This is a genomic window from Blautia sp. MSK20_18, assembly GCF_020553125.1.
Lineage (GTDB): Bacteria > Bacillota > Clostridia > Lachnospirales > Lachnospiraceae > Blautia_A > Blautia_A fusiformis.
Genome location: NZ_JAJCGR010000064.1, coordinates 1 through 8,557, shown reverse-complemented (window position 1 = coordinate 8,557; position 8,557 = coordinate 1). Strand labels below are relative to the sequence as shown.

General features: G+C 39.6%; 8 protein-coding genes. 2 read left to right on the top strand and 6 right to left on the bottom strand.

The window, feature by feature from the left end; genetic code table 11:
* Nucleotides 1-68 precede the first annotated feature (68 nt).
* From LI091_RS17890 to LI091_RS17875, 4 genes are all read right to left on the bottom strand, one after another.
* Nucleotides 69-545 (bottom strand): hypothetical protein, encoded by a 477-nt coding sequence (locus LI091_RS17890; RefSeq protein ID WP_173734540.1) that lies wholly within the window; start codon nucleotides 543-545, stop codon nucleotides 69-71.
* Nucleotides 532-699 carry a hypothetical protein gene (locus LI091_RS17885; RefSeq protein ID WP_173734541.1) on the bottom strand — a complete coding sequence of 56 codons (168 nt, stop codon included), beginning with the start codon at nucleotides 697-699 and terminating at the stop codon, nucleotides 532-534. The genes LI091_RS17890 and LI091_RS17885 overlap by 14 nt, the downstream gene beginning before the upstream one ends.
* A 284-nt stretch (nucleotides 700-983) precedes the next feature.
* A complete protein-coding gene (locus LI091_RS17880) occupies nucleotides 984-2,168 on the bottom strand; it encodes a restriction endonuclease subunit S (protein ID WP_173734542.1) in 1,185 nt (394 codons plus the stop codon).
* A gap of 144 nt (nucleotides 2,169-2,312) precedes the next feature.
* Nucleotides 2,313-4,397 carry a type I restriction-modification system subunit M gene (locus tag LI091_RS17875; protein WP_173734543.1) on the bottom strand — a complete coding sequence of 695 codons (2,085 nt, stop codon included), beginning with the start codon at nucleotides 4,395-4,397 and terminating at the stop codon, nucleotides 2,313-2,315.
* A 399-nt stretch (nucleotides 4,398-4,796) separates the two neighbouring features.
* On the opposite strand from LI091_RS17875, the gene LI091_RS17870 reads away from it, so the two are divergent.
* On the top strand, nucleotides 4,797-4,928 hold the full coding sequence (locus tag LI091_RS17870; protein ID WP_265191424.1) for a hypothetical protein: 132 nt from the start codon (nucleotides 4,797-4,799) through the stop codon (nucleotides 4,926-4,928).
* Between the two features lie 857 nt (nucleotides 4,929-5,785).
* On the opposite strand, the gene LI091_RS17865 is transcribed toward LI091_RS17870, so the two are convergent.
* Nucleotides 5,786-5,998, bottom strand: a complete 213-nt coding sequence (locus tag LI091_RS17865) for a hypothetical protein (protein ID WP_265191423.1) — start codon at nucleotides 5,996-5,998, stop codon at nucleotides 5,786-5,788.
* A 380-nt stretch (nucleotides 5,999-6,378) separates the two neighbouring features.
* Nucleotides 6,379-7,566, bottom strand: a complete 1,188-nt coding sequence (locus tag LI091_RS17860; RefSeq protein WP_195657116.1) for an AAA family ATPase — start codon at nucleotides 7,564-7,566, stop codon at nucleotides 6,379-6,381.
* A gap of 160 nt (nucleotides 7,567-7,726) precedes the next feature.
* Between LI091_RS17860 and LI091_RS17855 the strand changes: the two genes are divergently transcribed.
* Nucleotides 7,727-8,515 carry a hypothetical protein gene (locus LI091_RS17855; protein WP_265191422.1) on the top strand — a complete coding sequence of 263 codons (789 nt, stop codon included), beginning with the start codon at nucleotides 7,727-7,729 and terminating at the stop codon, nucleotides 8,513-8,515.
* Nucleotides 8,516-8,557 lie beyond the last annotated feature (42 nt).

Sequence of the window (8,557 nt, the reverse complement as noted above, 5' to 3'; positions counted from 1 at the left end):
TAGCTGCGTAAAAAACAGTAGTGGTGGTATGGACCCACCCTGAATCTACGGGGCCCAGGCTCCGCACATCAGATGCTCAGTAATTTAATTGCCGAGTAGTTCACTCCATTGTATTCCGCGTCTATTTCATATGGATTATTGTAGTAATTACAGCTGTAATATCCGATATTCCCCTGCTGCGCCATATATGATAAAGCAATGTATACATCGTCTTCTTTTTTATGGCAGCATCCGATAAAACCATTAAATTTATTCTCCAAATGTCGCATTTCATGAAAAATGTTGACTATTGCAGTTGTATAATTAACTCTGTCTATGTAAAATAAAGACTTTGCTCTTGCATTTTTCATGCCAATTACGATACTTGGCTTTGTTTTTAAGCCAGTTGACGACTTTGCCAGGTTAACATCCATTCCATAATCTATTGCTACCCTTACATCCATATTATACTCGCTTTTAAAATAAGACCGAATGGAATTCAATAATGCTTTAATTTCTCTTTGAGCTTTCGCATACGGAATTTTATTACAATCAACTTTTGCCATTTTTAAACATCCTTCTATATCCATCTGGTGAATCTATTGAATCAAAATCTTTTACATCTTTTTTTAGTTCTTCTTCTGTTGAGTTTAATTCCTCTACCATGTCTTGGCTAGGATTATTCATATAATGATTTTGAATAGATAATAGTTTTTCCATATTAAAAGATTTTCTTTTCATCGTCAATATGGAACGCATAAACGTTCTTTTCCTCCAATATTTTTTTGGGCAATTCGACTACTTGTGCGGTTTGTTACTGCAAAATATAATCAAATAACCACTGGTATTAATATGCAGAAAAACTATTTTACCGGCACTTCTTTCTTGAAGGCAGAATGGAGATGCGGGGCGAGGCCGGTCTTGACCTGCCTAAAAACTCGCTTCGCTCGTTTTTCTGCACAAGGCCGCCCCTCTTTGGCAGGCATATCTTTCGGCTGCGATATCTACGCTGCCGGTACTTCTTTCTTACCGGTTACATATTCATAAATCAATGATTTTTTATACTCTGCCAGTGTTGCGATTTGGTCTTCGTAGTTCTGTAAAAGAGCGTCAATTTCGGAGCATTTGGAGTCAAGGAAAGAAACAATTTGCTGTTGTTCTAACATGCTTGGCATAGGAAGCACCATGTTTTCGTAATTGGTCTGCGTCATGCTCGGGAGTGTTGTTTGTGAAATATACGATTTATAATCAAATGAAACAGCACAATAATAATAGTATTTTAATAAATAATGTGGTTTCGTATAAACATTAAACGCAGTATCAACATTCCAAAATTTTCCGACAATATAATGTGGAATATGTAATGTAGCTCCCTTTCTGCCAATTAATACTGTTGGTCCATTTTTATATTCACCACATGTCTTAAAACTTTTTGCTCCGCTTCCATAAACCGGAATATTGCCTTCTAAATGGGGGTCACTCCCATTTTGGATTTCAATACAATATTTTGCTTTTGCGACCTTCCACCCCTCCGGTATCTCCCCAATCCATTCAATTCCGGAATCCTTCATCTTCGCATCTTTGTTAAGCCCCTTCGTCACTGCTTCTGTTATAGCTGCTTTTTTGTATTCTTTTGCAGATTCCATGCGGGCACGGAGATTTTCAATAAGGGTGTCAATTTCGGAGCATTTAGAGTCAAGGAAATCGGCAATGCGGTGTTGTTCCTCCAGATTTGGTAATGCTATATTTAAATTCATAATACGAGACACACTCAGCCCAGGTTGCGCTGCAGTATCAAAAGCATATTGATTAAGGTCCATAGATTCAAGCATTCTAAAAAAATAATTTATAAATACATCATTTTTTAGAGTTACAACAACTGCATGGTCAGTTGCCCAGAATTTTCCATTGACTAAATGAACATTTCCTGCTAAAGCGCCTTGTCGCCCAATCAAAATATGATTGCCATTTTTATTATAGATTTTATAAAATCCTCGCAGTCCATTTCCGCCATAAACAGGATATTCGCCATTATCGCTTATATCTAATGCTGTTATATTATCTCCACTCTTCATCGTGCAATGATACTTAATTTTTGAAAACTCCCATCCCTCCGGTACTTCACCAATCCACGGAATCCCGGAATCGCGCATTTTTCTTTCTTTTTTTTCGCTGGTTTTTCCTTCCATATATGTTAAACGTCTCCTTGTTTATCGCTTACTTCTTCGTTTGTTTTTACCGTCAGCCTGCAAAAACGCAGTTTTTGCTCTGGGTTAATGGATGAAATCCCTTGCTAGGGTATAGGGGGCGGGCAGCCCCTTCTCTCTTTCTCTTCACCCGAAAAGTCTTTTTTCAATCTCTCCGGCTTCTTTCACAAGCGCCGCCATCCTTGCCGCAACATCTTCTGATTTTGCCTGCTTCTGGTATTTGTAGAAGCATCGTGTGAACGGTATTTCCGCGCCAGTCTTGATTACCGGCTTCTTCGCTGCCAGGTTTTCTTCAAAGAACCACTTGGCATCCGGGATATGTGGCAGCACCTCACGCGCCATATAATCTTCAATGTCCTCGTCATATTTTACAATCTCAGTGTCTTTGGTGTCTTTGTCGTAAATGATTTCGCCTTTATTTTTGCCTTTCTTTTCTCTCTGTATTTCAGCATTTTTGTCCATTACAGATAAAGCATCAGCAATCTTGTCAACAAGTTTTAAATCAACGTCAGGCAGAACCTTATTGATTACCGGTAAAAAGGTTTCTGGCGACATATACTTTTCTTCTGATTTTGCTGCATTTAATGCATCAAGGATGCTGTCGTACTGAGGTTTGGATTTCTTAAAGGCTTCTAATTTTGTTTTTTCTTTTGCTGTCATATTTTCGCCTTTTTCTTCCAGCTCAAGGACTTTTGCTTCGTCGTAGAGCTTTGACAGCACGCCGCTTTGCATCAAGCGCTCAATGCTTTCGTCTGTAATTTCATACCGCCTCTGCAGAGGCTGCATTACGGTATATTCACGGTAAATAAATTCTGTGTTGTTGTAAATCTTAGAGAACTCATTTTCCCCAAAATCACAATACAATTTCGTGATAACCTTGCGGTCTTCCGGCGTAAACTCGTTCTTCTTGCTTCCAAGCGGCTTCCTTAACTTATGACAGATACCTGAAGCATCAATCAGCTGAATCTTGCCGATACGCTCCGGGCGTTTGCTCTTAGACAGAATCCAACAAAAACTGCTGATGCCGGTATTGTAAAACAAATCATTCGGCATCTGAATAATCGCCTCAACCAGGTCATTTTCCAGCAGCCAGCGTCTAATCTGTGATTCGCCTGACGTAGTCCCGCCGGTAAACAACGGAGAACCGTTAGAAATGATTGCCGCACGTCCAACATAGTCATCCATCTTTGCGACTGCTGACTGTAAGAACAATAACTGAGAATCGCTTCCAGCCGGGAGCCCTGCTCCCCATCTACTGCCATCTTTTGCAAATTCCGCTTTAACTGCACTTTCCTGACCTTGTTTCGCATTATCTCCGCTCCACGGAGTGCCAAACGGTGGATTTTCAATCAGAAACCGCATTTTTGTATCCGGAAAGCAGTCATTCTTCAATGTGTCTGTATGCTTAAAGTTTTCAGCATTCTGCCCTTTGATGAGCATTTCAGCCTTACCGACTGCATAGGACGGCCCCATAAACTCCTGGCCAAACAATCTTACGTCTGCTGAAGGATTATAGTGCTTCAGATATGTAAATGCAGTGGAGAGCATGCCGCCAGTACCGCAGGCCTGGTCACATACAGTAATGATTTTCTTGTCATCAAAAATGTCATCACAGCCTTCTGACAGTAAGACAGAACATAGCAATTTGATAATATCCCTGCCCGTATAAAACTGTCCTGCATCTACATTCTGATAAAATCTGCCAATCAGATTCTCAAAGATATACCCCATTTTAATACTGTCATAAGTTTCCGGGTTGAGGTCAAGTTCAGAGAACGCCTTCACAACGGAGAATAGGCAGCCATCCTTATCCATTTTCTCAATATGTTTCTCAATCTCCAATTCATTCAGGATATCTTTAACGTTATCAGAAAATCCTGCAACATATGCATTGAAATTCTTTGCAATGTTGTCCGCATCGTTACACAGTTCTCTTAAATCAAATTGGCTGGTATTGTAGAACTGAAATCCGGAAATCTTACACATGGCTTTGTATGGATATGTCGGCATCTTTTCAAACATACCAACAACAGCCTGCTTTGTCTTTTCCAGTGTACACTCGAATCTCCTGATGATTACCATCGGAATGATAACATCGCCATACTTATCCGGCATATAAGAGCCACGGAGCTTATTGGCAATACCCCAAATAAAATTCGCCTCAGCGGTTACATTAACAGGATTCTCATCCCAAAGCATATCTATATTCATGCGCAAGTCTCTCCTATTTCTTATATAGTATTTCGTATTCTCTTACAATCAGTATATCATATTTTGCTATACATTCATATTTTCGCGAAAAAAAATCTTGTGTAACGTATGTTAGCACAAGACGAATATATCGTGTCCCCTCACTCTCTCCTCTCTCTTTATCTCAGACAGAAGGAACAAATATCTTATATATATAGTATATATGTGTGTAGCCAAGCCAAGAAAATTATGTACGGCTGCTATTATTTAAATTTTCTTGGCATGGCTAAAAAAATCTTAGCATACGAAAATCTCTGCTTTTTTGGCCAGCCAAGTCCGCAAAACACCGCGAATTTCCGTATGTTCATTATCTACTGGTGATTTACAAACATTCGCGGTATTTGCTCAATGAATTTTCGTATGCCAAGATTTTTTGGCTTTGTCTATAAATTAGAGGATGCCAACTATGCAGGTCAGAGAGAGGAGGGAGTTGAGCGAATTGGCATAGCTTCTCCTTATGCGGCAAAACAGACTAAATCTGCTATGCTTTAAGAAAGAAACTATGCCATTCTGCTTAACTAATAACATTCCGAATAGGTCGTCGGTCGTCAGTCGTTTCGCTTCATGTAATCTTAATAGCCGGCTGCCCCGTAGGACAACCCAAATATTATAATACGTTCTGCTTACGGTCTACTGTACATCAATCTGTTTTTCTTATATTTATTTTGCCAATTTTTTTTCTTATTTCTTTCTTGTAAATTGATGTAACGCTTGTTCTTTCATGTCGCTTTCAGCAGTGTTTTTATAATATTACAATGACATTTCAGAGGCTCTCACCTCATCCTGGTGTGGCTAAATCTATCTGCTCCGTGAATAGGTTGCGGGTCAAATCCACCAGATAGCATTTCCCGGCCCTCACACCTTTGCTTTCGCTCATATCATCCGTCTTGGCTACCCAACCAGGCTAAATATGTTAATCTATTCAACATGGCGTATACTTCTATACTTTACATGGTCACCCCGGGCATTCATGCTTATTCCATGAACTCCCCCGTGCTCTACTTTTAACCATATTTTTTCCAGACAAGAAAAAGTATGAGCATCGCCCTTTTCAAAGCTACGCTTCTAGGTCGTTGTAATCCAACCCTTAGGCAGAGGTCTTGCAGCACTCCTTAACCCCTTTGGACTATATCAATGTAAGATTTTCATTAACACAGCCCCGCCGACTGTTCGGGCTCGGCCGTTCACTTAACGTTTTTAAAGTCTCGTTCGCATCACACATCAACTCTTTTCGCAGAATCAAGTTCTTCAGCCGTCGAACAGAAACAGCCTTCAGTATCAAAAAAGATACAGCGTAAAGAATAGATATGCAGTCTTGGTAGACATGACTTCTCAATATGTAATTTATTTTATAACCACACGGTAACCATGGCAGCACTTTTTCTCATTTCACATCCTTTTTTTTGCTGTTTTTTTTGTTTAAATTTTGGTTTTATATATTTTTTTTGCGTGCGAATTGGTAAAACCAAATGCCATATTACAAAAGATTCCTCTATGTGGCTGAATGTATCCATTCTCGTAATGTCATCCCTGAACTGTTTTTCCGTCATATCTGGCGGCATTTCAGGGCCCCATGTCAGCCCGTCTTTTTGCTGACAGTTTCAATATGCTAAATAAAACAAAAAAGAGAACATTTTTTTTAAAACTTTTTTTGTGGATTTTATCGACAGACGGGAAAACCGTGGCCAACTTCGATACCTCGCCGCTCGCCGCATCGGCTCGGTACCAATTTGCGCAGCAAATGTCAAGCGAAGCCGTCAAGCTGAGCGCAGTACGGCTTTTGCCGCTGACAAGCGCGGTACCATCGGGCATATATCGCACAAAAAAAAGGATGACGGTTTACCCGTCATCCCGTATCCTTGATACCTCCCCGGCTTTGCCGGAGCCGGTACCAGATTAAAATTGATAACTCAGGCTTAACGCCTTCGTTACCAGATTAAAATTAATCAAGAAGAATCGCATCCTCTTCATCCTCTTCGTCATAAATGTCAGTGTTCGCTGACACTCCTTCTGTTCGTTTACATTCGTTATCAGAATCCTCTGACATTTTTACTTCAATAGGCGGCTCCGATTCGGATGATTTTGTCTCGTTATCTGTATCGCTTGCCATGTTCATAGCACTATCCAGCTCGGAACCCGGTAACTGGTCCAGATTTACTGGAGAATCATCGAAGTCAGTATCGTCAAGGCTGAATGGGTCTAAATTACCATCGTCTGTCTTCGGTAATTTATCCTCTTCGTCGTTTTTTCTCGCTTCTGGTTCTGTCTCCAGGTCTTCTTCTGCGGAACTGTTTTCAGTGTCTGAACCTTTATTGTCAAAGATATCTAAGACGTCCTCTGAATCCTCGTCAAGGCTAAACGGGTCATTTGTCTCTTTCTGCTCTGTTTCTAACTCTTCTTTGTCGACAGATTCCATACTGACAGCTGAAGGGCCCTTGTTTAATGCACCATCTTCCGCTTCAGCAGAAAGGGCTTCGTCGTCTTCTTCAGGTTTTTCTTCAGATTTGTCAGATTCGGATTTTTCAACCTGCGGTTCTACCCAAGTCCCGTTCTTTTTCGCCTCAATTTCTTTCAGTCTGTCTTCCAGGATGATTTTGATATAAGGCTCCATCATATTTAATGCATAATCAATATCTCTGTTATTGTAGATAATGATATCGTACTTGTGGTTCTGTTCGTATGCATTAAACTGTTTTGATTCATCAGCATTTCTCGATTCAAAATCGCTCTCTGTATTCCCACGCTGCAGGAACCGTTCTTTCCTGATTTCGTCATTAGCGTAGATGTAAAACTGCACAATATGAAACTCTTTTCCGTGTTCTTTTTTTAAGTAATCAATGCCATCTGGGTCAATCACATAAAAATCGCACTGGTTTAAGACCTCAACTGTGGTGCAATACCGACAACCGTTAATTTCAGTTTCAGCGGCGATATCCTGCAGTTTGTTATACTCTTCGTTGGAGATGAAAATATGGTCTGAATGTTCCATATCTGCCAGTTCATCAGGTCTTGGCTGTCTTGTCGTGTATGACTGCAGAACTTTCAGCCCTAATCTCTCAGCCATTTTTTTTGCGACAACGCTTTTTCCTGCTGCTGTTCTTCCTGTTATTGCAATGATTGTTTTTTTCATGATTTTTTTAATTCCTTTCTTTGTGTATTTATGGTTTACGTTGATAATATGCCAAATCCACAAATGACTGAAAATAAGGTTGCTTATTTTTTTATTCTATTTTTTTTGCCATATTAAAGATGTAAGAACAAATAAAATAAAAAAAGAAAGGAAGCTAAAAATGAAATACTATGCTATGGAAACGGAAGACGGAGCCACGTTATATTTTGATGGTCATGGTGGAGCTATTGTTGACATCGATATTCCTGATGGAGTTGAGACGATAACCTTTTCTGCTGAAAATGAATTCGGTGGACAGTATCAATGTGTGTATCTCAAATCAGTATTGAAACAGTTTCCAGACGTTAAAGAGATAAAGATTAAGCCGTCTATCTGTAGTATTGAGATTGCGAACGAGATGTTTCCAAATGTACAGATGGTAACATCTGAGAATACACGTTTCCAGAGTGGTCCGCTGCTTATGCACAGACATTCCAGTACACAAGATAAGTACACTTTATATAATACGTTTTGTCAAAAGCCTGGAAGCGTCATAGACCTTAAAAATGTAAATCAGATTAATGGATATGCGTTTTCTGGATGTATGTCTACGACAGTAGTGAATAGCAATAAGATTGATTATATTGAGGACAAGGCCTTTGCTGGTTCGCTATTCGTTATGCCAAGTTATAAAGAGCCAATAGTCATGGCGGGTTCTGTACTTGCAAATATCAATCCAAATGCGCCTGAGATTTATATTGGAGATGCTATTTCCTACATCAGCCGTTATGCAGATTTTAGCAATGTAAAAGTAATCCACTTGGATAGATTCAAAAGCATAAACAAGTTATTCTCGCCTTCCTGTCCGGATGGATGCGAATTATTCATAGATGAAGTAGAAAAAACTTCAGTATATGATTTTACAAAATGTTACAAACAGAACTATAACGGATACAATTTTAGGATTTAAAGCGGGAATCCTCGGTTATTCTATATCCGAGATGAAAGCGCA